Here is a 26,003-nt window from a genome sequence, read left to right on the forward strand (position 1 = left end):
CAATAACGGCGCATTCAGGAGTGCTAATAACAACAGTTATCATTGGCGTTTGTGTTTTTGAAGCGTATTATCCGCACGCTTTGTATCTGAATCATGTCCATAAGGAGTCGGGCTTGACGCACAGTAATCCGGAAAAACAACAGCTATTGCTCTCGCGCTGGAGTGAGGCGCTCGATACCCCCGCCTTTAGAGCCCATCGCATCACGCTCGATCATTTGACCAATGCACTGGAGCCCGCGTCGCAGCGTAGCTTCCAACGTCTGATCCAGGCGCTGTTTCGCGAAGATCTGATCAAGCCCGACGACTGTGAATACGACGAACACAACCACTGTTGGTTACCGCTTGAGAATGGTGCCCGTCTTTGTTTCGAACACTTGTCTGCCGGGCGAATGAACAGTTGGGACGTGCGTGGCAGCATTACGCTGCACAGCCCCGCAAGCCTGCCGCAAAAAATCCTGCTGCCCTCTGAATTGCTGGCCCAGCTCAGCACCCAACTCAACCCTGCTGCTTCACAGGAAGTACTGGAGCGTCTGGCCTTGGAGCTCGATGACAGCTTCAGCAATGACACGCTGTGCCTGGCCTTCCATCACGACTGGACTCTCCAGCTCAAGAGCCGGATCGCCCCGGACTACGACGACAACTTGTTGGCCTGGCTCAAAGACAGCAGCGCGTTGGAGAACCCGACCTCGCTGTTGGAGCAATGGGGCACGCTGGGCCATCCCTGGCACCCGAACTACAAGACCAAACTCGGCCTCAGTGCCTCTCAGGTGATCGCCTTCTCGCCGGAATTCGAGGCGAAGTTTCCGATTGTGCTGTGCGCTTTGCACCGTCAATACGCCCACGTCGAATCACTGACAGGTACGCCGGATTATTGGGACTGGTGGCAAGGCAATTTCCCACTGGCCGCCGAACACCTGCACGCTCATTTGCAAAGCAGAGGACTGGATGCAGCGGATTACCTCCCACTCCCCGCGCACCCTTGGCAAGCCCATGAAGAGTTACCACGCTCATTTGCCAATGAGATCGCCGACAACCTGCTGATCCTGACCGATATCGTCGCGTTCACCGCACATCCCACCATGTCGTTTCGCACTGTTGTACCGGGTGCCAGCTGCACCGCGCCGATGGTCAAACTCCCGGTGGCGTTGCGTCTGACCAGCGTGCAGCGCACCGTCTCGCCGCGCTCGGCGCGGATGGGACCGCGTATCAGTCATTTGTTGCTGAAAATTCTCGACCAGGAGCCGCAGATCCAGCGCTTGCTGAACATCGTGCCGGAACGTATCGGCGTGCATTACGCGCCGCAACCGGCCGATGATGAACGCTCACGGCATGCCGCCGTGCTTTACCGGGACAACCCGCTGAGCCTGTTGCAAACCGGTGAAATGGCTGTTCCGGTCGGCAGCCTGTTCGCGATGGATGAGCATCAGCAGCCATTACTTCGTCAGTGGGTGCGCCTGGCCCAAGGGCGTGATGACAGCGAAGCCATGCAGGCATTCTTTCGCAACTACCTGTCGATCGCCGTACCGAGTCTGCTCGGCATCTATCTGATGTATGGCGTGGCCTTCGAAGCCCACCAGCAAAACAGCTTTATGGTGATGGGCGCCGACGGGCAATTGAGTCGCCTGCTGCTGCGCGACTTCGGTGACATTCGAATTGATCGCAAGACCCTGCATGCCCATGGCCTCGATATTGAGCTGCACGACCCAAAGATGACGCTCTACGACGAATCAGGTTTTGTCCGGGACAAACTCCTGCACACCACATTCATGTGCCATTTGGGTGAACTGGCCCTGCTCTGCGCCCGTCATTGGAGCGTGCCGGAAAACCTCCTGTGGGATGAATTGGCGGCGCAGGTCAGTGATTGCTTTGACGCATTGCGCGAGCGCGTCGAACCGCAACGCTGGGAAACCGAACGTCAAGCCCTGCTTGTGCAGGACTGGCCGGCCAAGTCATTTATGCGCATGCGCTTGCTCGACAGCCACGCCGACATTGTCGGCCGTCTCAGCAATCCACTGAAAGTCAGCGCCCATGGCGGCTAACGGCAGCGCTTTAAGGCTGTTGGTGCTGATCCAGTTGATTTCCATGGGTGCCATGGAGATGAGCGGCCCGTTCTGGCCCTTGCAAATTCAGCATCTGCTCGGGCCCGAACAGGCCCGTTACACTGCACTGCTATCCGCCATGGTCTATGCCGGCCCAATGCTTGCGGCCATGCTCTTGACGCCGTTGTGGGGCCGTCTGGGTGACCGCACCGGGCACAAGCCGATGATCGTTCGGGCATTGCTGGCATTGGCGCTGTGCCAGGGGCTGGCGGCCATTACGCTCGATCCCTGGTTGTTGGTCGCGATCCGGGTGATGCAAGGCGCACTGGCCGGCTTTCTAGCCGCCGCTCAGGCGTACGCCCTCGCCTGTTGCGACAGCTCGGATCGCGGACGAACCCTGGCGCGATTGCAATCGGCAACCGCGGTCGGCTCGTTGGTGGGGCCGGTGCTGGGCGGTTGGTTGATGGACGTCTCAGGGTTTGCCCTGCTCTGCTATGGCGCCACGCTGATTTGCCTGCTGTGTGCGTTGGGTAGTCTCTTTCTGCCGGCCGATACGGCGCGGCCAGCACAGAAAAAAACGTCTGCCCGCGCGGCCTTGCCGAAAGGCTGGATGGGCGGAATTTTGCTGGTGATCGTGCTGATCCAGGCCGCCAAGATGATGCCTCAACCCTTCTATGCGCTGTACGTCGCCAATGTACTGCAAGCGCCCGGCTGGCTGATTGGCGCTACCTACGCCGCCAGCGCCGCAACCCTGGCCATTTCCGCGCCGCTGTGGGGGCGGCTGTTCGATCGCTGGCAACCGGCCTATACCCTGCGCGTCATCGAAGGCGTCGCTTGGTTGTGTGCATTGACCCTCGCCGCGACCGCACTGGCTAACGAATGGATCGGCTTTCTCGCCACCCGACTGCTGTGGGGCCTTTGGCAAGGTGCCTTGCTGCCAGTGGCCTATGCCCTGATCGCCAATACCGTTTGCCCCACCAGGCAGGGTTTTGCCCTCGGCCTGGGCAACAGCGCGGCGAAAGCCGGCGCTCTGCTGGGTGCCGTCCTGGGCGGCATCGGCATGGGGCTGGTCGGGCTGGACCATAGCTTCTGGCTGGTGGCCCTGACCTACGCCTTGGCTGCTTTGGGTATCCGCGCGGTACGAGCTTCAACTGCGATGCAGCCCACCGCTTTCTCTACCAACACTCATCACAACTAAAAAAAGACTACATCATGACCCGAACCAAGCTATCCCTGTTGATTGCGCTGCTCAGCTCCTTCAGTGCCCAGACCTGGGCTGTGGAATCCGAGAAGCCAGGTACCCTGAACATGCAAGCTACCGTCGTTTCGGCCACCCGCAGCGAAGCGAGCATTGCCTCGATTCCCGGCTCGGTACAAGTTATCGACGAGCAACAGATCCGTGAACAAAGCGGCGCCGGTCGTCGAGTGTCCGACATCCTTGGCCAACTGGTGCCGGGGATAGCACCGCCCACTGGCGGTATGAGCAACTTCGGCCAGACCCTGCGCGGGCGCAACATTCTGGTATTGGTGGACGGAGTGTCGCAAAACGCTACCCGAGACAACTTCCGCCAGTTGAACAGCATCTCGCCCGCCAGCATCGAGCGCATCGAAGTGGTGTCCGGCGCAAGCAGCATCTACGGTGCCGGCGCTTCGGGCGGCATCATCAACATCATCACCAAGCGCAACCAGGGCCAGGACGTCGCGTTCAGCAGCAAACTGGGAATGAGCAGCGGTAACAACCTCAACCGTAAAGGCTTCGTCTACGAGGCGTTCCAGAGTGCGACAGGCCGTCAGGACGCACTTGACTGGTATGTTTCGGCAGACATGACGCAACGCAACGACCAGTTCGACGGCAACGGCAACCGCATTCCTCAGGACACGTCCCAAGGCAGCAACATGGACACCGAAACCTATGACCTGCAAGGTCGATTCGGGTATGAACTGGATGCCGACAAGAAGCTCAACCTGTCGCTACAAGACTACAAGGACCAGCAGGACACCGGGTACACCAAAGCCTCGCGCAATGGTGAGGCCGTCGCGGTCCAGGGTTTGAAACTCGACGACCAGCCCTACACCCATAACCAGGCAGTCAATCTCAACTACGCCGACAAGGATTTCTACGGCCAGGGTCTGCAAGTCGAAAGCTACTGGCGTCGTGCCGATGCACTGTTCTTCCCCGACCTGTCACGGGGCAAGGCCGGCGTTTCGGACAACAACAGCGTGCAAGACGTATATGGCCTGCGTGCGGCCATCGACACCCCGCTGCCGTCGATCGGCGATGCTACCGGCAATCTGGTATGGGGCGCCGACTACGACCACGAACGCTCTCGTCAGCGCGGCGACCAGTACCGGGTCAACGGTCTGAACTACACCAAGACCGGCACCACCTATGAACTGGGCCCGGACACCGAAACCACCACCAAAGCGCTGTTCGGGCAAATGTCCTGGGACATCGGCGACTGGACCCTGCGCGGTGGCATACGGCGCGAGTGGATCGAAAGCGAAGTCTCCGACAGCATCGCCTACGGTGAAATCGTCCAGACCGGCAAACGCGCGACCTTGCCCGGCGACACTCTCAAATATGATGCGACCCTCTACAACCTGGGTGCGGTCTATCACCTGAGCGCAAACCAGGACATCTTCGCCAATTACAGTCAGGGCTTCTCGCTGCCCGACATCCAACGCTTCCTGCGGGACGTCAACAGTCGCTTCGATATTCAGACCCTCAACGCCCAAGCGATCAAGGTCGACAGCTACGAGTTGGGCTGGCGCGGCAATTGGGACAAATGGCAAGCCGACGTCACCCTGTATGAGAACACCTCGGACGTCACCCAGTTCTTTGACGCCAACGATCGTGTGTTACGCCTGATCAACCAGAAGGAACGCGTGCGCGGCATCGAGAACAGCCTGACGTATCGCCCGACCGAGCACTGGTCGGTGGGCGGCACTTACGCATGGGCCAAAGGTGAAACCCAACAGAACGGCAAATGGATCGACCTGCCGGCCACCCGCATTTCACCGGCCAAAACTACGTTGTTCGTCGGTTTCACCGAGGACGACTACAGCCTGCGTCTGCAGGGTATGCATCTGTCCAGCTACGATGAGGCTGCCAAAGACAACAACGGCCGCGAAATCCAGGGCTATACCCTGGTGGACATGCTCGGTTCGGTGGAGCTGCCGGTCGGCCGACTTGAAGGCGGGGTCTACAACCTCACCAACCGCACCTACCAAAACCTCTTCGCCCAGGCCAACGCCCGTGCGCCTTTTGCCAATGCCGAAGGGCGTACGCTGAGCGTCAGCTACTCGGTCGACTGGTAACTCAAGGGGTATATAACTTGTGAACTGTCATCGTTTTTTAAACGATGACAGTTCACAAGCGCTCGCACTGACCGAACATATCCGGGCTTTCTTTCGGTCAGACTGCGTTGCTCTTTGCCGACGCTCCGCGTAAAAAAGTCTGTCCCTAATCGATCGTGCAAGAAGCATTGGATGCTGGCGTTACACACGACACATGGTTTGACGACCTGATCTTCCATCTTCGGCTCAGCTAATGAGTCGCCCAAACACTAGCACCCAGGCCTCACTGCGCGCCCTGCCCCATCCGACTCGCTAGCTTCTGCTCTTTCGATATGCCGTCAGTCCGGGCACAATGCGCATCCTTTTTTTGGCTGGCCGTGCCGGAGGCCTCGAAATGATCAAAACGCCGTACTACCTCATCGACAAACAGAAACTGCTGACGAACATGCAGAAGATCGCCTATGTGCGCGAACAGTCCGGGGCAAAGGCCCTGCTGGCGCTCAAGTGCTTCGCTACATGGTCGGTGTTCGATTTGATGCAGCAATACATGGACGGCACCACATCGTCGTCGCTTTACGAACTCAAGCTAGGTCGCCAGAAGTTCGAAGGCGAAACCCATGCCTACAGCGTGGCCTGGGCCGACGACGAGATCGAGGAGATGCTCGACAATTGCGACAAGATCATCTTCAACTCCATCGGCCAGTTGCAACGCTTTGCCGAGCGCTCTGAAGGCAAAACCCGTGGCCTGCGCGTCAACCCGCAGGTCAGCAGCTCTGATTATCTGCTGGCCGACCCGGCGCGTCCGTTCAGTCGTCTGGGCGAGTGGGACCCGGTTAAGATCGAAGGCGTCATCGACCAGATCTCCGGCTTCATGTTCCACAACAACTGTGAGAACGGCGACTTCAGCCTGTTCGACCAAATGCTCTGCACCATCGAAGAACGCTTCGGTGAGCTGCTGCACAAGGTCAGTTGGGTCAGCTTGGGCGGTGGTATTCACTTCACCGGCGAAGGCTATGCGCTGGATGCGTTTTGCGCACGGCTCAAGGCGTTTTCGCAAAAGTACGGCGTTCAGGTCTACCTGGAACCTGGCGAAGCGGCGATCACCAACAGCGCCTCGCTGGAAGTCACGGTGCTCGACACCCTCTACAACGGCAAGCATCTGGCGATAGTGGACAGCTCCATCGAAGCCCATTTGCTTGACCTGCTGATTTATCGCCTCAACGCTAAACTGGCGCCGAGCGAGGGTGATCACACCTACATGGTGTGCGGTAAGTCGTGCCTGGCCGGGGACATCTTCGGTGAGTATCAATTTGATCGTCCGCTGGCCATCGGTGACCGGCTTTCATTCGTCGATACCGCGGGCTACACCATGGTCAAGAAAAACTGGTTCAACGGCCTGAAAATGCCATCCATCGTTGTGAAACAACTCGACGGTACAGTCGAAGTGGTTCGCGAATTTGGTTATGAAGACTACCTGTCCAGCCTTTCGTAAACGGACAGATACAGGAGAGAGAAAGCAATTGAAAAAGAACGTTCTTATCATTGGTGCAGGAGGTGTCGCTAAGGTGGTGGCCCACAAGTGCGCGCAGCACAACGACGAACTCGGTCGTATTGCTATCGCGTCGCGCAACATCTCCAAGTGCCAGGCCATCATCGACAGCGTCAAGGCCAAGGGTAGCCTCAAGGTACCCGCCGACATCTGCGCCTTTTCGCTCAATGCACTGGATGTTGAAGCAACCAAGGCGCTGATCCTGAAAACCGAATCACAGATCGTGATCAACGTCGGTTCCGCGTTCCTTAACATGTCGGTGCTGCGTGCCTGCATCGATACCGGAGTGGCCTACCTGGACACCGCCATTCACGAAGAGCCGGGCAAGGTCTGCGAGACCCCGCCGTGGTACGGCAACTACGAGTGGAACCACCTGGATGAGTGCAAACAGAAGAACATCACAGCCATCCTCGGCGTGGGCTTCGACCCAGGTGTCGTCAACGCTTATGCAGCGCTGGCGCAACAACAGTATTTCGACAGCATTGATTCGATCGACATTCTCGACGTCAACGCTGGCTCCCATGGCAAATATTTCGCCACCAATTTCGACCCGGAGATCAACTTCCGTGAGTTCACCGGACAGGTGTGGAGCTGGCAGAACAGCCAGTGGACCAGCAACACCATGTTCGAAGTCAAGCGTACCGACGACCTGCCGGTAGTCGGCTCGCAGAATCTGTATCTGACCGGCCACGATGAAGTGCACTCGTTGTCCAAGAATCTCGACGTGCCCAATGTGCGTTTCTGGATGAGCTTCGGCGAACACTACATCAATGTGTTTACGGTACTGAAAAACCTCGGCCTGCTCTCCGAGCAACCGGTCATGACCGCCGAAGGCCTGGAAGTTGTGCCGCTCAAAGTGGTGAAGGCCGTGCTGCCTGATCCGAGCTCGCTGGCGCCCGGCTACACCGGCAAGACCTGCATCGGCGATCTGGTCAAGGGCACCAAGGATGGTCAACCGCGCGAGGTTTTTATCTACAACGTGGCCGACCACGAGGAAGCCTACGCCGAAACCGATAGCCAGGGCATTTCCTATACCGCTGGCGTACCACCGGTAGCCGCAGCGTTGCTGGTCGCCCGTGGCGAGTGGGATGTGCAGCGAATGGCCAACGTCGAGGAACTGCCGGCCGAGCCGTTCCTCAAGGCGCTGGATGTGATGGGCCTGCCGACCCGCATCAAGGACGAGAACGGAGACCGTCCCTGGATCTGAAGCGACTGAGGCTCACAACATATAGCTGAGCTTCATTGCCTGCTCCAAAAACGCCGCTCACTGAGCGGCGTTTTTGTATGTATTAAAAATCAGGAGGGTACGGCTTCTGAGCGTTGTGGCGCTGCGGTGTTGCTCCTGAGCTGCTGCCAAGCGAGCTGCGCCTGGACTTGGGCGACGGCATCCAGAACTCTCTGCGCCCAGCGCTCATCCTCCGGATGCACGACAACCACGCGAAAGCCATGATCATGCCCTTCCGTGCGCACGCCCTCGGAGTCATCGACATGCAAGTCGATATCGAAGGCCGGCGGAAATTTCGACGGGCCTTTTGACAGCCCGTTGTTCATCAGCGCACGGTTATGCAACACACTGTTGACCACCCCGTCGACACGGATGCCATATAGCAACAACCAACGCCTGATGTAGGACGGTGTCCGGCCGGACGACGTATAGACCCAGATACTGCAGCCTTGGCGACGCAACTCTCGGGTCAGAGCGCGGGTTCCGATGCGCAACGGTTCTCCCAGCCAACGATGAACACAGGCCGGCAACCAGCTCTGCTCGACTGCGCAGTGGTGGAGTTGGCAGGCCAGCGTGTCATCGATATCGAACGAAACCCGGATGCGCTGACGTCTGGATACGTGCATCGCGATAGCACACCGCAACGCTTGCCATACTCGGCTACCGGAGGCTCGATACTTGGCGGGTATTGGATACCAGTTCATCAATTTCCCCCCTGGAAGACGTGCAAGGCCCTGTCGTTGAGAAAAAAACTCATCGATTCAGGCGCCTGATTTTCCAGGAAGGCTGCATATTTTTTTTTGATCTTGGGCAATTCGTACAACGCCTTGACTCCATGCTTTGCAGAGTTGCGTATGACCGAGGATGGGTTGAAGTAGCCCTCGGCGTTTTCCAGCGTCAGCACGAACGGAGGCAAACCGGCGCGCATGAGCAAATAGCTCACCAGGAGCGACCCCGTGCGGTTATTGCCTTCAATAAACAACTGCGGCTTGCTGAGGATTCGCACATAGACACCGGCCGCACGCTTCCAGACTGATTCGCTGCGATACGCGCAGTACCAATTGAACAGGTCCTTTATTCCTCCCTCAACGTTGTTGAAGAAGTGTTCCTCGGTGGCGGCCAGATGTTGAGCATACTCCTGCCGACGCACCGGGTCTGTGCCACAGAGCACGGTGGCATTGATCTCCAGCATCAGGTTCAGTTGCTGAAGGTCGAACAGGTCGACGCCGCTGGCGACATAGCTGTCAATCAACGCATAACCTTCAAGCACATTGTGCAGCACTTCGTCAGTCAAGGGATCGCGCTGCTCGGTAAAGTGCCTGCTGAGCTCGCAGAAGCGACCCTGCACCTCTCGCAGGGCGCGTTCAATGGCAGACAAATCCAGACGACGCGTTACAGACATTGGCAATCCTGAGAAACGGTGGATAAGAAGGTAAACAACCGGACGTTGGTTGTTTAGCTGAACTTGCCGCTGATGTAATCCCCTGTCATTTGTTCGCGCGGGTTATCGAAAATCTGCGCCGTTGGGCCCATCTCAACCAGATAGCCGGTGCGCGTGCCCTGGGAAATATCAACCGAGAAAAAGGCCGTCGTATCAGCAACACGGATGGCCTGCTGCATATTGTGGGTGACCAGAGCGATGGTGTAATCCTTCTTCAACTCAACCATCAGCTCCTCGACCCGTCGGGTAGCGATCGGGTCAAGTGCTGAACAGGGCTCGTCCAGCAACAGGACTTCCGGTTCGGTCGCGATGGCGCGAGCGATGCAAAGCCGTTGCTGCTGGCCTCCGGAGAGTGACAGGCCGCTGACCTTGAGCTTGTCCTTGACTTCATCCCACAACGCCGCGCCCTGCAAGGCGTGCTTGACGCGGTCACCCAGGTCGCCCTTGTAGCGGTTGAGGCGCAGGCCAAACGCAACGTTGTCGAAAATGCTCATCGAGAACGGATTCGGTTGTTGAAACACCATCCCGATGTAACGCCGCACGACCACCGGATCAACGCCCTTGCCATAAACGTCTTGCCCAAGGAAATGCACGTGCCCTTCAAACCTAAAGCCTTTGACCAGATCGTTCATCCGGTTGAGGCTGCGCAGCACCGTGCTTTTGCCGCAACCAGACGGACCGATGAAGCCGGTGATTTTGTTTTTTTCGATGGGGACATGGCTGTCACGTACCGCCATGAAGTTGCCGTAGAAAATCTTGTCGAGCTTGCAGTCCATGACCACAGGCGTCTGGGTGACAAAAGGAGCGGCTATTGGCGCAGTTGATACGTTCAAAATTCAGATGCTCCCGTTTTCAATACTTGGGCTTGCCGAAAATGCGGCTCAGAATGTTCACGACCAGCACGATCATCACCAGCACCAGCGAAGCTGCCCAGGCGAGTTCGAGTTGATTGTCGAATGGCATGCCGGAGAAGTTGTAAATCAGCACGGCGAGCGATGCTGTCGGGTTCATGACCGCCAGGCTGCCATCGTGGAAGATCCAGTAGTTGCTGAACAACGCGGTAAACAACAACGGCGCGGTTTCGCCCGCCGCACGAGCCACGGCCAGCATGACGCCCGTCAGGATCGCCGGCATACCGGTAGGCAATACGATTTTCCAGATGACCTGCGAGCGGGTGCAGCCCATGCCGTAGGCGGCATCCTTCATGATCTTGGGCACCATCTTCATCGACTCTTCAGCCGTGAGTACGACGATGGGCAACATCAGTACCGCCAGCGCCACGCCGCCCGCCGGTGCCGAGTAAGTACCGGTGGTCATCACCACCAGCGCGTAGGCAAACACCCCGGCCAGAATCGATGGCAGGCCCGTGAGCATCTTGGCGGCAAAGCGCGAGGCGTTTGCCAGCTTGCTGTCCGGCCCCAGTTCAGCCAGAAAGATAGCCGCCATGATGCCGACCGGAACCGCGATTGCCGCGGCGATACCGACCATGACGAAGGTGCCTGCCATCGCGTTGCCGAAGCCTCCGCCGGTCTCGAACCCGGTTGGCGGCAGTTCGGTGAAAACCTCCAGGCTCAGGCGTGCCCCTCCCCGCGTGATCAGCATGTAGAGCACGGAAATCAGCGGCACGCTGGCCAGTAGAGCGCCAGCCCAGACCAGTGTCGTCAGCACCAGGCTGCGCAGGGCACGGCCTTCGAACCGGCGCTGCAGGCTCGGCATCGCGGTGATAGGAGATGTGAGATCAGTCATTATTTGGTACCCCGCTGGGCGTAGACCATGATCATCGATCCGATAATGTTCACCAGTAGCGTGATGAACATCAGCACCAGTGCGGCGTACATCAACACTTCGATCTCGTTCGGCCCGGCTTCGGGGAAATTCAGCGCCAGCAAGGCCGCCAGCGTATTGGCTGGTGCAAACAGAGAAAGCGAAATGTTGTTAGCGTTGCCCACCAGCATGGCCAGCGCCATGGTCTCACCCAGTGCGCGGCCCAGGCCGAGAACCAGCGAGCCGAAAATACCAGTGGCCGCGGAGGGCACCATCACCTTGAGAATCGCTTCCCAATGGGTGGTCCCCATGCCGTAGGCGGCCTGCTTGGTTTTCATCGGGACACCGGTGAGGGCGTCCTGCGAAACGGCGGCTATGGTCGGCAGAATCATGATGGCCAGTACCAGCGCCGCAGGAAGCAGTCCAGGCCCGCTCAAGGACGTTCCAAAAAAAGGTATCCAGCCCAGCTCGCTGTTCAGCCACGCCGTGAGCGGACGAATCGCCGGGATTACCACGTAAATGCCCCAGAGGCCATAAACGACGCTGGGGATGGCTGCCAGTAATTCGACGATGGTGCGAAACACGGCTGCCAGCTTCGCCGGCAGGAAATCCTGGGTCAGGAAAATCGCCATGCTCACGCCGAAAAACCCTGCGATCAGCAACGCGATCAGGGCGCTGTACAGCGTGCCCCAAATGGCCGGCAGAATGCCGTATTTACCTTGGTTAACGTCCCAGACGGATCCCAAAAGCACATCCAGACCGTGCTTTTCCATGCCAGGAATGGCCTTGCGTCCCACTTCAAATATGAGCGCAAAGACCAACGCCAGAATCAGAACCACCCCTATTCGCGCTAGCGCACGGAAGATGCGATCAACCAGGAAGTCCTTTGCAGAGGGCGGCTGGCAGGCGGAAGCCGGGTTAACCGGTACGACAAAAGGTGTGTTCATTGGCGAGTTCCGGATCAGAGGGGGGAACTCCCCCGGCATGGCTCACCGCGCATACCGAGAGAGGCCTCGCGAGCGTTACTGAATATTGGCGGAGGCTTTGCGAACCTGATCGACGATCGATGGCGGCAAGGGGATGTAGCCCATCGAGTCGGCGATTTTCTGCCCTTCGGTCAGGCTGTATTCGACCATTTCACGCATGGCCTTGGCTTTGGCCGGGCTCTCGTTGTGCTTGCGGAAGATCATCCAGGTGTAGGAGGTGATCGGGTACGACTTGGCGCCGTCCGGATCCGGCAGCCAGGCCACCAGGCTTTCGGGCATTTTCACCGCTGCCAGGGCCTCGGCACCGCTTTGAGCGTTAGGTACAACGTAATTGCCGGCCTTGTTCTGCAGTTGGGCAAAGTTGACCTTGGCCAGCTTGGCGAAACCGTACTCGATGTAGCCGATAGCGCCCGGAGTCTGGCGCACGGTAGCCGTCACACCATCGTTCTTCGGCGATTTGATGAATTTGTCACTGGCCGGCCAGTTGACGGTGTTGCCTTCACCCAAGTCCTTGTGAAACTGCGGGTTGATCGCCGACAAGTGCTTGGTGAATACCGCTGTGGTACCGCTGGAGTCTGCACGCACGACAACGGTGATCGGCATATCAGGCAGTTTCACGCCCGGGTTTGCTGCGACGATCTGCGGGTCGTTCCACTGGGTGATTTTGCCCAGGAAAATGTTGGAGTAAACGTCGCGTGGCAATTTGAGCTCTTTAGGGTTGCCCGGCAGGTTAAATGCCAACACGATTTCACCCGCGGTCATCGGCAGCAACTGCGCACCTTCGGCGACCTTGGCGATGTCTTCGTCTTTCATCGCCGAGTCACTGGCGGCGAAATCAACGGTTTTATTCAGGAAGTCCTGCACACCCGCCCCGCTGCCCTTGGATTGGTAATCCACAGTGACACCTTCGGTTTTTTTGCTGAAATCCTTGAACCAGGTGAGGTAGATCGGTGCCGGGAAGCTGGCTCCCGAGCCCGTGAGTCGGACGCTTTCCGCTGCGAAGGACATTGAGGTCGCCAAAAGAGATGCGGTAACGGCAAGCGCAGCAGACTTCATCAAACGTATCATCGAGGAAACTCCTTATAAGGGTTCCCGAACACTGCAGCATTTTCGTGAAGCTTTGATGAACGTTGGATTGCAGGATCTCGTCTCGACTTGAAGTGGTCTATGAAAACGGCCACCTGCTTAAGCGAGCATATTCGCCAGATCGAGCTGTCGGATGCCCCGGCAACGTCGTCCGTTTTCTTTTGGAATATCCAAAAATCATCAAAGAACTCTGTAAATCTCAGAAACCACCTGCATCGTTGCGTCTTCGATCGTTCCTTCGTTACGGCATAGCACCCAGCCGTTTTCTGCAATCGCTTGCTCGAATGCCTTGGTACAAGCGATCTGTTCTTCCAGCGTATGGATCACCGTACTGCTCAGTCCACGCCGTCGTGTCGCAGCCCTCGCCCATGAAATCTCAGGGGCGGTGACAACCCCGACATGCACGTCTGGCACTCGCACGGCTCGATCAATGTTCAACTGTAGAATCTCTGCAAACGGGACTATCCGCCGAAACGCGGCCTCAGACGGGTACCAGCGATCGATCAGGATGATGCTGTCCGGGGGGTGTTTATCCAGCACGTTTCGGGAAATCCAGTGACGGCTATCGGCAAAGCGCTCACAGACCCTCAATTCCAGATCCCGGGAGGGATGCCGGACGAACTGGTTAACGAGAGCCATTGTTTCACCCCTGTAGGGATCGCTTTTTTTCTCGCAGAGCCGGATCACCTTTTTATTGTCAGCCCTCAGTGCTTTTGTAACGGCTTCCAACAGCGTGGTTTTGCCGGTCCCCTTGGGCCCGTCCAGAGAAACAAACAGCGGACGATTCATTCTTCACATAACGATTGATGTACGGTTTTTTTGCCCGACCGTTCGCGGAAACCGCTTGGCGCGACGGCACGAATCGAGCGAGGGGTCTTATGAGCAGACATTGGCGGACACTCTATCCTGTTGGGGAGGGCTGGTGAATTGGAGAAATAACATCATAATGATGGCCATGCCTGATACTTTGTCGAAAGAACTCAGCCACTGCGAGGGATATCATGGGCGAAGGCGCTCCCATTCCGCCGAATGAAATTGAACGGCTAAAAGAGGTCGAAAAACTGTGTCCAACCGACTGCGAAGACGACGATGTCTTCGACAAGATCGTCGCGATGACCTCTGCGTACTACAACGCACCAATAGCACTGATTTCAATCGTCGATAAACACCAGCAGTGGTTCAAGGCACGCGTGGGGCTTGAAGAGACTCAGACACCCAGAGAGGCTTCCTTTTGCGCCTACTCTACGCTGGACAACACCCGGCTGGAGGTGTTGGACGCAACACTTGATACCCGTTTCAAGAACAATCCGTTGGTCACGGGGCATCCGCATATTCGTTATTACGCGGGTGCGCCACTCATTACGGAGGATGGTTTTACACTGGGAAGTCTTTGCATCATTGATACCGTTGCACGCTCTCCCATGAGTGATCGTGACGTGACGATGCTCAATGCCTTCGCTGAATTGGTCATGATGCGCATACGTGGTGTGCGATCTCGCAACTTCGTGGATCAACCCACCGGCCTGTTCAATCGAGTGAGGTTTGAGGAAGATATACGTCAAGCGATAAAGATCAAAGACGCCTGCCAGATCTATGCGATTGACGTCATTTCGCCAAAGTTCCTCAACGATATAGTGAAAGCACTGGGTTATAGTTTTTCAGGAGACCTGATCCTGGCTATCAAGTCCCGACTACAGAAACTGTTACCTCAAGACTGCTTGCTTTATAAAATCAGCCCGACGCGCTTTGGCTTCATTCTCAAGGGTGATCAAACGGCTGAGCCTATTTGCGAAAGCATCCTGCATAACTTCAAAAAACCGGTTGAATGCCACGCTATCCCCATTTTGATGCAGGTGGGGATAGGTGTGCTGCCTGTTCTAGAATCGGAAGATCCCCAGCAGGACTGGCTGCGTCTGGTCGTCAGCGCTGCAGATGAAGCCCGTGACCGCCAGTTGGGATGGTCTCTTTATGAGCCGCAATTTGATGCAGCGCAACAACGCGCCTTCAGGTTACTCAGTTCGTTACCTGAAGCGGTCAACGCGGACAAACAGTTCAGCCTCGTGTATCAGCCCAAAATAAATCTATCGTCAGGAAACTGTGATTCAGTCGAAGCATTGCTCCGTTGGACTCATCCGACGCTCGGGAACATCAGCCCTGCTGAATTCATACCTTTGGCTGAGAAGACCGCACTAATACCCTCCATAGGAATATGGGTGCTCAACGCGATTGTGCAACAAGCCGTTGTTTGGAAAGCACAAGGTTTGAGCCTGCGGATAGCGATGAATATAACCGTCAGCGATCTGGAAAGCGCAGAGTTCGTGGACGCGATGATTCATGAAGTTCAACAGCACGATTTGGCCCCTGCCAGCATTGAACTTGAGTTCACCGAAAGTATGCTGATGACAAACCCTGAAGAAGTCATACGGCAACTGGAGCGTGTTCGTCAATTTGGCGTAGAAGTGGCCGTTGACGACTTTGGCTCCGGATACAGTAACTGGGCGTACTTGAAGGAACTTCCAGCCAACACCATCAAACTTGATCAATCGCTGATCAGCGGGCTGGGCAGCAATCAAAATGATAAGAAACTCGTCAAAACCCTCATAGGGTTGGCGAAGGGACTTGGCTACCGGGTGGTTGCGGAAGGTGTAGAAAACGGAGAAATCCTCGATCTTTTAATGCAGTGGGGATGCTCGGATGCACAAGGCTACTTCATAGCCAAACCTATGAGTGCGAAGGCTTTGGAAGCCTGGATAGGACAAGGAGGCTATGGAGCAGGTACCCGTCCGGCAATCGACGAACGGTGATTGGCGTCCTGAGGGCACGCACGTCCCCCCTTCCCTAGAGCGGTTGATTGCTCTGCGTATGGCGCTTCACTTCGAAATTATGTTTTAACCAGATAGTTACCTATCTATATACTGCCCGCCTCATTTCGACGGGACATTCAACGTGAAGCAGAGTCAACGCCTCTCGGGCGTATCAACATTCATTCTGGTCGGGCTGGGCGTGATCATTGCCCTCCTCGGTCTGGCACTCGCTGTTGGCGGCGTGAAATTGGTCAGTCTGGGAGGTTCCTTGTACTTCCTGGTGGGTGGGCTGGTGATGGCGGCCTCCGGTCTGCTGATTGCTCGCTTCAAACCGGCCGGTGCCTGGTTGTTCGCAGCGTTTCTGGTGGGGACAGCGATCTGGGCAGTAAACGATGCCGGCCTGGTGTTCTGGCCAGTGTTCTCGCGCCTGTTCATGTTCAGCGCAGTGGGACTGGTCGTCACGCTGGTCTATCCATTATTGAAACGTGCCAACGGCGGCGCTCCGGGGCGCGGTGCTTATGCCGTTGCCGGGGTACTGGCGGTCGGTCTGGCCCTGGCCGCCGGCAACATGTTCGTCGCGCACCCGACGGTTGCAGCTACGGGCACCGGCCCGGGCCTCACGCCGGTAGATCCGCAAAAAGCCCAGAAAGACTGGGCTCACTACGGCAATACCGAGGGCGGCAGCCGCTTTGCTGCACTGGATCAGATCAACCGCCACAACGTCGACAAGTTGCAAGTGGCGTGGACCTATCACACCGCAGACGTCGCCGAGAGCGACGGTAACGGCGCCGAAGACCAGCTCACTCCACTGCAAATCGGCAACAAGGTGTTTATCTGCACCCCGCACAACAATCTGATTGCGCTGGATGCCGACACCGGCAAGGAACTCTGGAAAAACGCCATCAACGCCCAGTCAAAAGTCTGGCAACGTTGCCGTGGCATGGCCTATTTCGACGCGACTGCAGCAGTTGCCGAGTCGGGTAGTTCACCCGTTGCCGTAGGCCAGCCAGCGCCAGTTGCCAACTGCCAGCGCCGTTTGCTGACCAACACCATCGACGCTCGCCTGATCGCTGTGGATGCCGACACCGGCGAGTTCTGCCAGGGTTTTGGCAACAATGGTCAAGTGGATCTCAAGGCCGGTCTGGGCGATGTCCCGGACAGCTACTATCAGTTGTCCTCCGCACCGTTAATGGCAGGCACTACCGTGGTGGTTGGCGGTCGCGTGGCTGACAACGTGCAAGCCGACATGCCGGGCGGTGTGATCCGTGGTTTTGATGTGATCACCGGCGCCATGCGTTGGGCTTTCGACCCGGGCAACCCGCAGGATAAAAAGGCGCCGGCAGACGGCAACACCTATGTACGCAGCACGCCGAACAGCTGGGCGCCAATGTCTTACGACGCGGCCACCAACACGGTCTTCCTGCCCATGGGCAGTTCCTCCACCGACATCTATGGTGTCGAGCGCAGCAAGCTGGATCACACCTACGGTGCTTCGATCCTGGCCCTGGACGCCAACAATGGCGAGGAAAAGTGGGTCTTCCAGACGGTCCACAACGACCTCTGGGATTTCGATTTGCCGATGCAGCCGAGCCTGATCGACTTCACCAAGGACGGCAAAACCGTACCGGCGCTGGTCATCGGTACCAAGGCCGGGCAGATCTACGTGCTGGATCGTGCCACTGGCAAGCCGCTGACCAACGTTGAGGAAGTGCCGGTCAAGGCAGCGAACATCCCTAACGAGCCTTACTCGCCTACCCAGCCAAAATCGGTCGGCATGCCGCAGATTGGTGCCCAGCACCTGACCGAGTCGGACATGTGGGGGGCCACGCCTTACGACCAACTGTTGTGTCGTATCGATTTCAAATCGATGCGTTACGACGGTTTGTACACCGCGCCAGGCACCGACAAATCCCTGAGCTTCCCGGGCTCGCTGGGTGGCATGAACTGGGGCAGCATCTCCACTGACCCGGTGCATGGTTTCATCTTTGTGAACGATATGCGCCTGGGTCTGTGGATTCAGATGATCCCTTCGCAGAACAAGGGGCAGGCCACTTCCGGTGGCGAAGCGCTGAACACTGGCATGGGCGCCGTACCGCTCAAGGGCACGCCTTACGCGGTGAACAAGAACCGCTTCCTGTCGGTCGCCGGCATTCCTTGCCAGGCGCCGCCGTTCGGCACGCTGACAGCCATCGACATGAAGACCCAAAAAATCGCCTGGCAAGTACCCGTGGGTACCGTTGAAGACACCGGACCTTTGGGTATTCGCATGCACTTGCCAATCAAGGTCGGTCTGCCGACGCTCGGCGGCACCCTGTCGACTCAAGGAGGCTTGATCTTTATTGCCGGCACTCAGGACTTCTACCTGCGTGCCTTCAACAGCGGCAACGGTGAGGAAATCTGGAAATCCCGCCTGCCGGTCGGCAGCCAGGGCGGCCCGATGACTTATGTGTCGCCAAAAACCGGCAAACAGTACATCGTCATCACCGCAGGTGGCGCTCGTCAGTCGACCGATCGTGGCGACTACGTAATGGCTTACGCGTTGCCGTAAGGCACTGCACTCACCCGCGCTCTTGCAGAGCCGGGCTGACTGTCATGCGCGGTGCCCAAGGGCACCGCGCTGCATTTGTATATTGATCCGGTCTACAGCAGGAAAATCCAGCGATTGCGGGCTGCTCGTTTCACTTGTTGCGATCTGATCAAAGGCCACATTCGTCTGGCCAATTCGCCTACCCTCCCCCGCAAAGCTGACACAGGCCGTGCACTTGAACTTAAATGGGCACCCGCACGGCAGACGACGGCGTTAAGGTGGGTTAAATAATTTTGATGTTCGGCTTGATCGCAGATCACCAGGGTATGCCTGTACTGGGCGTCGACATTACGTCGCAATGGCCGAAAACAGATTCCAATGGAGGAAAACATGAGTTGCGCGTTGGTCATAGAGGACGACAAGGTGACGGCACAAGTCATCATCGCTGAACTCGAACGTCACGGGTTCAGTTCAAAATGGGCCGCTACCGGACGGGACGGACTGGCCTCTGCGATTGCCGGTGGTTTTGACGCCATTACCCTGGATCGCATGCTTCCCGACTTCGATGGACTGACGATTGTCAGCACATTGCGCAGCCTTGGGATTCAGACGCCGGTGCTGATGATCAGTGCACTGTCCGACGTCGATGAGCGCGTTCAGGGTCTGCGAGCGGGCGGCGACGATTATCTGACCAAACCCTTTTCCGCTACCGAGATGGTTGCGCGACTTGACGCATTGCTTCGGCGCACCCATGCCGACGCCAGCCATCCGCAACTCAGTTGCGCAAACCTGCGACTGGACCTGGTCGAGCACAAGCTGACTCGAAATGGCGAACCCATCGTGCTGCTGCCCACCGAGTTCAAACTGCTCAACTACCTGATGCGCAGCGCCGGCCAGTTGGTCACCCGCACGATGCTGTTCGAAGAGGTCTGGGGGTATCGATTCGACCCGGGCACCAACATTATCGATGTCCACATTGGTCGGCTGCGCAAAAAGCTTGAAGGCGATGAAGGGACGCCCGTCATTCATACGATACGCGGTGCGGGTTATGTCCTTGCTGCCAAAAACTGAGCAATGGCGCTCCTCAGGTAGTCGTTTGATCGGGTTCTATGCCCTGTTTTTCGTGGCCTGGGGTGCGCTCTTTACCGGCGTGTTGTACTGGGAAATCTCCCACTACCTGGGAACCGTTGCAGAGCGAACACTACTGCAGCGCGCCCACTACTATCAAAAGATCGATGACGAAAAACTGGTGAATGAACTGGCGGCCAGTGAAGCCTTTTCAACCCCCGGAATCGATGCCTACGGGTTGTTCACCGCCGAGGGGCAGCACGTTGCCGGAGACCTGCTCAAACTGCGCTCCAGCCTGCCCGATGATGGCAAGGTTCATTATCTGGAACGTGGGCTGAGCATTGCGCTACCCAATAAAGAAACCCGCAGCAGTTATGCCTTGTTAGCACGACGCCCCGACGGGCACATGCTTATCCTGGCGCGTGACGGTGGTTCGATTTCTGCCGTGGGCGGGATTATCGAACAGGCCTTGATGTGGGGTTTTTCGTTGACGCTGATTCCCGGATTAATCGGCTGGCGCCTATTGCGGCGCCGGCCGTTGCGGCGTGTCAAACGTCTTCAGTTGTGTACGGAAAGTATCGTCTCAGGCAACCTGGCTGAGCGCCTCCCCCTCTCCGCTCGCCGTGATGAACTGGACATGCTGGCCAATGCCGTCAATACAATGCTCGACCATATCGAGCAATTGATGCACGAAGTCAAAAGTGTCTGCGACGGGGTTGCCCATGATTTGCGCACACCACTGACACGTCTGCGCGCCAGGCTTTATCAGCTCCAGCAACTGCCACTCGACCTTGATCACCAGCAGACATTGAACCAGGCCCTTGAAGAAAGTGAATCGATCATGGTGCGCTTTCAGGGCTTGCTTCGGGTCGCCGAACTCGACGATATCCGCCGACGCTCGGCATTTGCGCCGTTTCCGATCATGGCGCTGTTGCAACAGGCACATGAGTTTTATGAGCCTATGGCGCTGGACCGTTCGCAGACACTGTCCCTGCAGATCACCAGTGACTTGCCCAAATTGGTTGGGGACTCATCGCTGCTGTTTGAGGCGCTGGTCAACTTGCTGGATAACGCCATCAAGTTTACGCCGCAGGGCGGGCATATCACGTTGCGCGGCAGCATCGAGGATTCAACGGTTGTCATTGAAGTCGCCGACGATGGGGCCGGGATACCCGAGGCGGACCGCTCGCACGTCATTCGCAGGCTCTATCGAGGGGAGGCAAGCAGAATGCAGCCCGGACATGGCCTGGGCTTATCGTTGGTCGCGGCCATCGTCAAATTGCACGGCTATTCGCTGGATATTCAGCCTGCCGCGACGGGACGTGGCACCCGCGTGCTGATTCATTGCCCGATGGCCCCTGCCTGAATGTCGGGCTATTCGTACCGGAACATTAAATTAAACTTAACCCGGCTTAATTTGAGCGCCCCATGCCCGGGGGCTAGCGTGGCGCTACTTTCTGCTGCCCCAAGGCTTCTTGCTTGTGAAATGCCTGTTGTTCCGATGTGTATTCACCCTGCTCTGCGCAACATCGCTTGTTGTGTTGGCCCACCCTGCTCTGGCTGACAACAACACCCGAGGCGCCATGATCCCTGCCGCACCGAAGCTCGGTGCCAAAGCCTGGATACTCATCGACGGCGCCACCGGTGCCGTTATCACCAGTCACAACAGCGATATGCGCCTGCCGCCGGCCAGCCTGACCAAAATGATGACGGCATTTGTCACCACGCGTGAAATCAAGGCCGGGCGTATCAAAGCGGATGGCATGGTCACTGTCAGCGAAAATGCCTGGCGTACCGGCGGTTCGCGCATGTTTCTTGACCCAGGCAGTTCCGTTTCGGTTCACGACTTGCTCAGCGGCGTGATCATCGACTCGGGTAATGACGCCAGCGTGGCGCTCGCCGAACATGTCGCCGGAAGCGAAGGCGTTTTCGTCGGCATGATGAACTCGACAGCTACGGCCTTGGGGATGCGCAACACACACTTCATGAACTCCACCGGCCTGCCTCAGCCAGACCATTACTCATCGGCCCGGGACATGGCGCTATTGGCGCGGGCGATCATCAACGAAGGCGCTGATACCTATGCGCTGTACGCCAGAAAACACTTCACCTGGAATGGCATACGGCAAGCCAACCGCAACCTTCTATTGTGGCGAGACGACAGCTTCGACGGACTGAAGACTGGCCATACCGAAGCGGCTGGCTATTGCATGGTAGCGTCGTCGCGTCGAAACGGGCGGCGTTTGATCAGTGTGATCTTTGGTGCAACCAGCACGCAAAAACGCACCGCAGAAACTGAAAAACTCATGGGCTACGCCTTTCGTTTCTATGACACCCAAACCTACAAAAAAGCCGGGGAAGTACTCAAAACGGCTGCGCTCTGGAAAGGCGAGAAACGATCGATCGCTCTGGGCTTACTCGACGACATGACCCTCACCCTGCCCAAGAACAGACATCGAAAAATAGAGACACGCATCGAGATTGACGGGCCGCTGCAAGCGCCTATCGCCATGGGCACCGTCGTCGGGAAACTGGAGCTGTACGATGCCGGGCAACTGCTGGGGAGTCGTCCGTTGATCGCACTTGAGGACGCTGAAGCAGGCAGTTGGTGGAAACGCTGGTGGGATACGACGCACCTGTTCTTTACCCAGATGATTCGCGGCTGGTTCGATGACACTCAAACGGCCTGAGGGGCGCGGATTCCAGCGGACCATACGGCCCGTGACGTGGGTGTTCTGTCGTTTGGATGAAGGATTGGTGTTAAATAGGCGCCAGTCTTAACCTTGTCGCGTAAAGCCGTGCAGCGAGAACCGATATGAATGCCCCTTCCAAGATAAATGACGCTCAACTGCAAATGGCGGTGACCGCATGATCGAAGTCACCGAAGTTTCCATTGCCCAACTGCGTGCTGCGCTGGAATCCGGCCAGACCACATCGGTTGAACTGGTGCAGGCCTATCTCGCCCGCATCGATGCCTACGACGGCGCCGACACCCCGACAGCGCTGAACGCCGTTGTCGTGCGCAATCGCGAAGCCCTCAACGAAGCACTGGCCAGCGACGCCCGCCGCGCCAAGGGCGAAACGCTGAGCCCGCTCGACGGTATTCCTTACACCGCCAAGGACAGTTATCTGGTCAAAGGTCTGACTGCAGCGTCCGGCAGCCCGGCGTTTGCCGATCTGGTCGCTTATCGCGATGCGTTCACCATTGAGCGCCTGCGCGGTGCCGGAGCGATTTGCCTGGGCAAGACCAACATGCCGCCGATGGCCAATGGCGGGATGCAACGGGGTGTCTACGGCCGTGCCGAAAGCCCTTATAACGCTGACTACCTGACTGCGCCGTTCGCCTCGGGTTCGTCCAATGGTGCCGGCACCGCCACGGCCGCGAGTTTCGCCGCGTTCGGTCTGGCCGAAGAAACCTGGTCGAGCGGTCGCGGCCCAGCGTCGAACAATGGCTTGTGTGCCTATACCCCGTCGCGCGGGGTGATCTCGGTGCGCGGTAACTGGCCGTTGACCCCGACCATGGACGTGGTCGTGCCGTACGCCCGCACCATGGCTGATCTGCTGGAAGTGCTCGACATCATCGTCGCCGAAGACCCCGACACCCGAGGCGACCTGTGGCGCCTGCAACCGTGGGTGCCGATCCCGAGCGTCAGTTCCGTGCGCCCCGCCGCTTACGCCGAACTGGCTGCCGACAGCGCCGCGCTGGCCGGCAAGCGTTTCGCCGTGCCGCGCATGTTCATCAACGCCGACCCTGATGCAGGCACCAGCGAAGCGCCGGGCATCGGTGGCCCGACCGGCCAGCGCATCAACACCCGTGCTTCGGTGATCGAGCTGTGGAAACAGGCGCGGCAGGCCCTCGAAGCGGCCGGTGCCGAAGTCATCGAAACCGATTTCCCGCTGGTCTCCAACTGTGAAGGTGACCGTCCCGGTGCGCCGACCGTGTTCACCCGTGGTCTGGTGTCGAAAGAGTTTCTTCATCATGAATTGTGGGATCTGAGCGCCTGGGCGTTCGACGATTTTCTGCAAGCCAACGGCGACCCTAAACTCAATCGTCTGGTCGACGTCGACGGGCCGAAGATCTTCCCGCACGACCCGGGCACCCTGCCCAACCGTGAGGGCGACCTGGCCGCAGGCATGGACGAATACGTGCGCATGGCCGAACGCGGCATCACGCCGTGGAACGAAATCCCGACCGTGCCCGATGGCCTGCGCGGCCTCGAACAGACCCGGCGCATCGACCTTGAAGACTGGATGGATAAACTGGGCCTCGACGCCGTGCTGTTTCCGACCGTTGCTGACGTCGGTCCGGCGGACTCGGACATCAATCCAGAATCGGCCGACATCGCCTGGAGCAATGGCGTCTGGGTCGCCAATGGCAACCTCGCGATCCGTCACCTGGGCGTGCCGACGGTCACCGTGCCCATGGGCGTGATGGCGGATATCGGCATGCCGGTCGGCCTGACCTTCGCCGGCCGTGCCTACGACGATTCGAGCCTGCTGCGTCTGGCGGCGGCGTTTGAGTCGACAGGCAGCAAACGGATGATCCCGCCACGCACGCCACCGTTGTCGTAAGGTGATCGGCCCTGTGGGAGCGGGGTTGCTCGCTCCCACAGGGCCGTGTGGTGCCCTCAACTGAGCACATAAGCTCAATCCCCTCGCCCGTATTCCCTCGATCATCACGGCCACATTCCTGTTTGCTGGCTACTCATCATGATCGACTGCGCCCTCTCGCGTATCACCCTGCTCGCCTTGCTCTGTGGCCTGAACACAGCCCACGCCAGCGGTTTTTTTGACGATTCAAAGTCCGAAGTACTCAGTCGCAACTTCTACCTGAGCAATGACTATCGCTCGCCCTCGCCCTCCGAAAAGAACTATAAACAGGAATGGGCTCAAGGGTTTATCGGCACTTTCTCATCCGGCTTCACGGCCGGAACCGTCGGGTTTGGTATCGATGCGCATGCCTTTACCGGCCTGAAACTGGACGGCGGCAAGGGCCATTCCGGCACCGGGTTGTTGCCGGTCGACAGCGACGGCCGCAGCGAGAGCAACTATTCCAGCGCCGGCGGCGCCCTCAAGTTGAAGGCATCGCGCACCACCCTGGCGTTCGGCGAAATGACCGTGGAAACCCCAGTGTTCGACACCTCCGACAAACGTCTGCAACCGGAGTACGCCACGGGTTTTCTGCTCAACAGCCGGGAAATCGACAACGTTAACGTCCAGGCGGGGCATTTCACGGCGTTCAAGAATCAGGACAGTTCTTCCGGCAAAGGCGATTTTTACGGCTACGGCGCCAACACCGAGGCTGGCGGGATCAGCTTTCTCGGCGCCGACCTGTTCAACGACCGTCCTATCGGAGGCGCCCTGTACGCCTCTGAACTGACAGACACCTGGCATCAGTACTATGCCAACCTGCACTTCAAGCAATCAGGCGTGCTGCTCGACGCCAACCTCTACCACACCCGCGACACAGGCCAGGCGCTGGCCGGGTCAATCGACAACACCGCGTTCAGCCTCTCCGGCAAATACGCCTTCGGCGCGCACGCGGTGATGCTCGGCTGGCAAAAGATCAATGGCGACACACCGTTCGATTTCGTCGGCGGTGACTCGATCTACCTCGCCAACTCGATCAAATACGCCGATTTCAACGGCGCCAACGAACGCTCCTGGCAGGCGCGCTACGACCTGGACCTCGGCACCTTCGGGATTCCAGGCCTGAAGTTCATGACCCGCTACGTCAGCGGTAGCCACATTGACGGCACCCACGCGCCCAAGGGCGGCGCCTACAACCCGTTTGATCCTGACAGCGGCAGTTATCAGCCTCAGCAAGGCGATGGTGGCAAGCACTGGGAGCGCGATATCGATTTGAAGTACGTCGTGCAATCGGGCGCGGCGAAGGATTTGTCGGTGCAGGTATCGCATGTTTCACACCGGGCCAATGATGCCCAGGCCGGCGATGACATCGACCGGATCTACGTGGTGATCCAGTACCCACTGGGTTTCTAACCCACCGCCCATCTCGATTTGAAACGCTATCCCCTGTAGGAGTGAGCCTGCTCGCGATAGCGTCTTTTCAGCAACATTCATGCTGACTGATACACCGCAATCGCGAGCAGGCTCATTCCTACAAGTCGGAGTTTCAGCCAAACATCCGTATACGCAACACACCTCTCACGGCTAGCCAAATGCCATCACCTCCCTTATCCTGCGCACCCGCAAA

19 protein-coding genes are annotated in these 26,003 nt (G+C 58.0%); 12 read left to right on the forward strand and 7 right to left on the reverse strand.

What is annotated here, in order from left to right; all coding sequences use genetic code 11:
- Positions 1–113 precede the first annotated feature (113 nt).
- The 5 genes from AACY18_RS03010 to AACY18_RS03030 all read left to right on the forward strand — a co-directional run bounded on the left by AACY18_RS03010 (position 114) and on the right by AACY18_RS03030 (position 8,092).
- A complete protein-coding gene (locus tag AACY18_RS03010) occupies positions 114–2,039 on the forward strand; it encodes an IucA/IucC family protein (RefSeq protein ID WP_339464180.1) in 1,926 nt (641 codons plus the stop codon).
- Positions 2,029–3,237: an MFS transporter gene (locus tag AACY18_RS03015; RefSeq protein WP_339464181.1), complete on the forward strand. Its 1,209-nt coding sequence runs from the start codon at positions 2,029–2,031 to the stop codon at positions 3,235–3,237. Before AACY18_RS03010 ends, AACY18_RS03015 begins: the two co-directional genes overlap by 11 nt.
- A gap of 14 nt (positions 3,238–3,251) precedes the next feature.
- Positions 3,252–5,357 (forward strand): TonB-dependent receptor, encoded by a 2,106-nt coding sequence (locus AACY18_RS03020; protein WP_339464182.1) that lies wholly within the window; start codon positions 3,252–3,254, stop codon positions 5,355–5,357.
- 373 nt (positions 5,358–5,730) lie between these two features.
- The gene (locus tag AACY18_RS03025) at positions 5,731–6,828 is read left to right on the forward strand and encodes a carboxynorspermidine decarboxylase (protein ID WP_339464183.1); all 1,098 of its coding nucleotides are present in this window, start codon (positions 5,731–5,733) and stop codon (positions 6,826–6,828) included.
- 28 nt (positions 6,829–6,856) lie between these two features.
- Entirely contained in the window at positions 6,857–8,092 is a 1,236-nt protein-coding gene (locus AACY18_RS03030; protein WP_339464184.1) for a saccharopine dehydrogenase family protein, read from the forward strand.
- Between the two features lie 89 nt (positions 8,093–8,181).
- Here the strand turns inward: AACY18_RS03030 and AACY18_RS03035 are convergent, their stop codons facing one another.
- The 7 genes from AACY18_RS03035 to AACY18_RS03065 all read right to left on the reverse strand — a co-directional run bounded on the left by AACY18_RS03035 (position 8,182) and on the right by AACY18_RS03065 (position 14,176).
- Positions 8,182–8,736, reverse strand: coding sequence for a hypothetical protein (locus AACY18_RS03035; RefSeq protein ID WP_339464185.1), 555 nt, complete (start codon positions 8,734–8,736; stop codon positions 8,182–8,184).
- A 77-nt stretch (positions 8,737–8,813) separates the two neighbouring features.
- Positions 8,814–9,512: a hypothetical protein gene (locus AACY18_RS03040; protein WP_339464186.1), complete on the reverse strand. Its 699-nt coding sequence runs from the start codon at positions 9,510–9,512 to the stop codon at positions 8,814–8,816.
- Positions 9,513–9,565: 53 nt separating this feature from the next.
- A complete protein-coding gene (gene pstB, locus AACY18_RS03045) occupies positions 9,566–10,327 on the reverse strand; it encodes a phosphate ABC transporter ATP-binding protein PstB (RefSeq protein WP_017847588.1) in 762 nt (253 codons plus the stop codon).
- Between the two features lie 76 nt (positions 10,328–10,403).
- On the reverse strand, positions 10,404–11,297 hold the full coding sequence (gene pstA / locus AACY18_RS03050; RefSeq protein WP_339464187.1) for a phosphate ABC transporter permease PstA: 894 nt from the start codon (positions 11,295–11,297) through the stop codon (positions 10,404–10,406).
- A complete protein-coding gene (gene pstC / locus AACY18_RS03055; protein WP_339464188.1) occupies positions 11,297–12,262 on the reverse strand; it encodes a phosphate ABC transporter permease subunit PstC in 966 nt (321 codons plus the stop codon). Before pstC ends, pstA begins: the two co-directional genes overlap by 1 nt.
- Positions 12,263–12,337: 75 nt before the next feature.
- A complete protein-coding gene (gene pstS, locus AACY18_RS03060; RefSeq protein WP_339464189.1) occupies positions 12,338–13,369 on the reverse strand; it encodes a phosphate ABC transporter substrate-binding protein PstS in 1,032 nt (343 codons plus the stop codon).
- A 198-nt stretch (positions 13,370–13,567) separates the two neighbouring features.
- Complete coding sequence (locus tag AACY18_RS03065) at positions 13,568–14,176, reverse strand: dTMP kinase (RefSeq protein ID WP_339464190.1); 609 nt, start codon at positions 14,174–14,176, stop codon at positions 13,568–13,570.
- 212 nt (positions 14,177–14,388) lie between these two features.
- Between AACY18_RS03065 and AACY18_RS03070 the strand changes: the two genes are divergently transcribed.
- The 7 genes from AACY18_RS03070 (at position 14,389) to AACY18_RS03100 (ending at position 25,789) form a co-directional block, all read left to right on the forward strand.
- The gene (locus tag AACY18_RS03070) at positions 14,389–16,191 is read left to right on the forward strand and encodes a sensor domain-containing phosphodiesterase (protein ID WP_339464191.1); all 1,803 of its coding nucleotides are present in this window, start codon (positions 14,389–14,391) and stop codon (positions 16,189–16,191) included.
- 142 nt (positions 16,192–16,333) lie between these two features.
- Positions 16,334–18,739 (forward strand): glucose/quinate/shikimate family membrane-bound PQQ-dependent dehydrogenase, encoded by a 2,406-nt coding sequence (locus AACY18_RS03075; RefSeq protein ID WP_339464192.1) that lies wholly within the window; start codon positions 16,334–16,336, stop codon positions 18,737–18,739.
- Positions 18,740–19,108: 369 nt separating this feature from the next.
- Complete coding sequence (locus AACY18_RS03080; protein WP_339464193.1) at positions 19,109–19,789, forward strand: response regulator transcription factor; 681 nt, start codon at positions 19,109–19,111, stop codon at positions 19,787–19,789.
- Entirely contained in the window at positions 19,767–21,152 is a 1,386-nt protein-coding gene (locus tag AACY18_RS03085) for a sensor histidine kinase (protein WP_339464194.1), read from the forward strand. The genes AACY18_RS03080 and AACY18_RS03085 overlap by 23 nt, the downstream gene beginning before the upstream one ends.
- Positions 21,153–21,369: 217 nt before the next feature.
- Entirely contained in the window at positions 21,370–22,476 is a 1,107-nt protein-coding gene (locus AACY18_RS03090; protein WP_339464195.1) for a D-alanyl-D-alanine carboxypeptidase family protein, read from the forward strand.
- Positions 22,477–22,654: 178 nt separating this feature from the next.
- A complete protein-coding gene (locus AACY18_RS03095) occupies positions 22,655–24,358 on the forward strand; it encodes an amidase (protein ID WP_339464196.1) in 1,704 nt (567 codons plus the stop codon).
- Between the two features lie 138 nt (positions 24,359–24,496).
- Positions 24,497–25,789 (forward strand): OprD family porin, encoded by a 1,293-nt coding sequence (locus AACY18_RS03100; RefSeq protein ID WP_339464197.1) that lies wholly within the window; start codon positions 24,497–24,499, stop codon positions 25,787–25,789.
- The last annotated feature ends 214 nt before the right edge of the window (positions 25,790–26,003 follow it).

It is taken from the genome of Pseudomonas sp. EA_65y_Pfl2_P74, assembly GCF_963970575.1.
GTDB lineage: Bacteria > Pseudomonadota > Gammaproteobacteria > Pseudomonadales > Pseudomonadaceae > Aquipseudomonas > Aquipseudomonas baetica_A.

What these genes read in the sequence shown, in the direction of transcription:
- AACY18_RS03015 (WP_339464181.1), top strand. Translation starts at nt 2,029, where the DNA reads ATGGCGGCTAACGGCAGCGCTTTAAGGCTGTTGGTGCTGATCCAGTTG.
- AACY18_RS03020 (WP_339464182.1), top strand. Translation starts at nt 3,252, where the DNA reads ATGACCCGAACCAAGCTATCCCTGTTGATTGCGCTGCTCAGCTCCTTC.
- AACY18_RS03025 (WP_339464183.1), top strand. Translation starts at nt 5,731, where the DNA reads ATGATCAAAACGCCGTACTACCTCATCGACAAACAGAAACTGCTGACG.
- AACY18_RS03035 (WP_339464185.1), bottom strand. Translation starts at nt 8,736, where the DNA reads ATGCACGTATCCAGACGTCAGCGCATCCGGGTTTCGTTCGATATCGAT.
- AACY18_RS03040 (WP_339464186.1), bottom strand. Translation starts at nt 9,512, where the DNA reads ATGTCTGTAACGCGTCGTCTGGATTTGTCTGCCATTGAACGCGCCCTG.
- pstB (WP_017847588.1), bottom strand. Translation starts at nt 10,327, where the DNA reads ATGGACTGCAAGCTCGACAAGATTTTCTACGGCAACTTCATGGCGGTA.
- pstA (WP_339464187.1), bottom strand. Translation starts at nt 11,297, where the DNA reads ATGACTGATCTCACATCTCCTATCACCGCGATGCCGAGCCTGCAGCGC.
- pstC (WP_339464188.1), bottom strand. Translation starts at nt 12,262, where the DNA reads ATGAACACACCTTTTGTCGTACCGGTTAACCCGGCTTCCGCCTGCCAG.
- pstS (WP_339464189.1), bottom strand. Translation starts at nt 13,369, where the DNA reads ATGATACGTTTGATGAAGTCTGCTGCGCTTGCCGTTACCGCATCTCTT.
- AACY18_RS03065 (WP_339464190.1), bottom strand. Translation starts at nt 14,176, where the DNA reads ATGAATCGTCCGCTGTTTGTTTCTCTGGACGGGCCCAAGGGGACCGGC.
- AACY18_RS03070 (WP_339464191.1), top strand. Translation starts at nt 14,389, where the DNA reads ATGGGCGAAGGCGCTCCCATTCCGCCGAATGAAATTGAACGGCTAAAA.
- AACY18_RS03080 (WP_339464193.1), top strand. Translation starts at nt 19,109, where the DNA reads ATGAGTTGCGCGTTGGTCATAGAGGACGACAAGGTGACGGCACAAGTC.
- AACY18_RS03085 (WP_339464194.1), top strand. Translation starts at nt 19,767, where the DNA reads ATGTCCTTGCTGCCAAAAACTGAGCAATGGCGCTCCTCAGGTAGTCGT.
- AACY18_RS03090 (WP_339464195.1), top strand. Translation starts at nt 21,370, where the DNA reads ATGATCCCTGCCGCACCGAAGCTCGGTGCCAAAGCCTGGATACTCATC.
- AACY18_RS03095 (WP_339464196.1), top strand. Translation starts at nt 22,655, where the DNA reads ATGATCGAAGTCACCGAAGTTTCCATTGCCCAACTGCGTGCTGCGCTG.
- AACY18_RS03100 (WP_339464197.1), top strand. Translation starts at nt 24,497, where the DNA reads ATGATCGACTGCGCCCTCTCGCGTATCACCCTGCTCGCCTTGCTCTGT.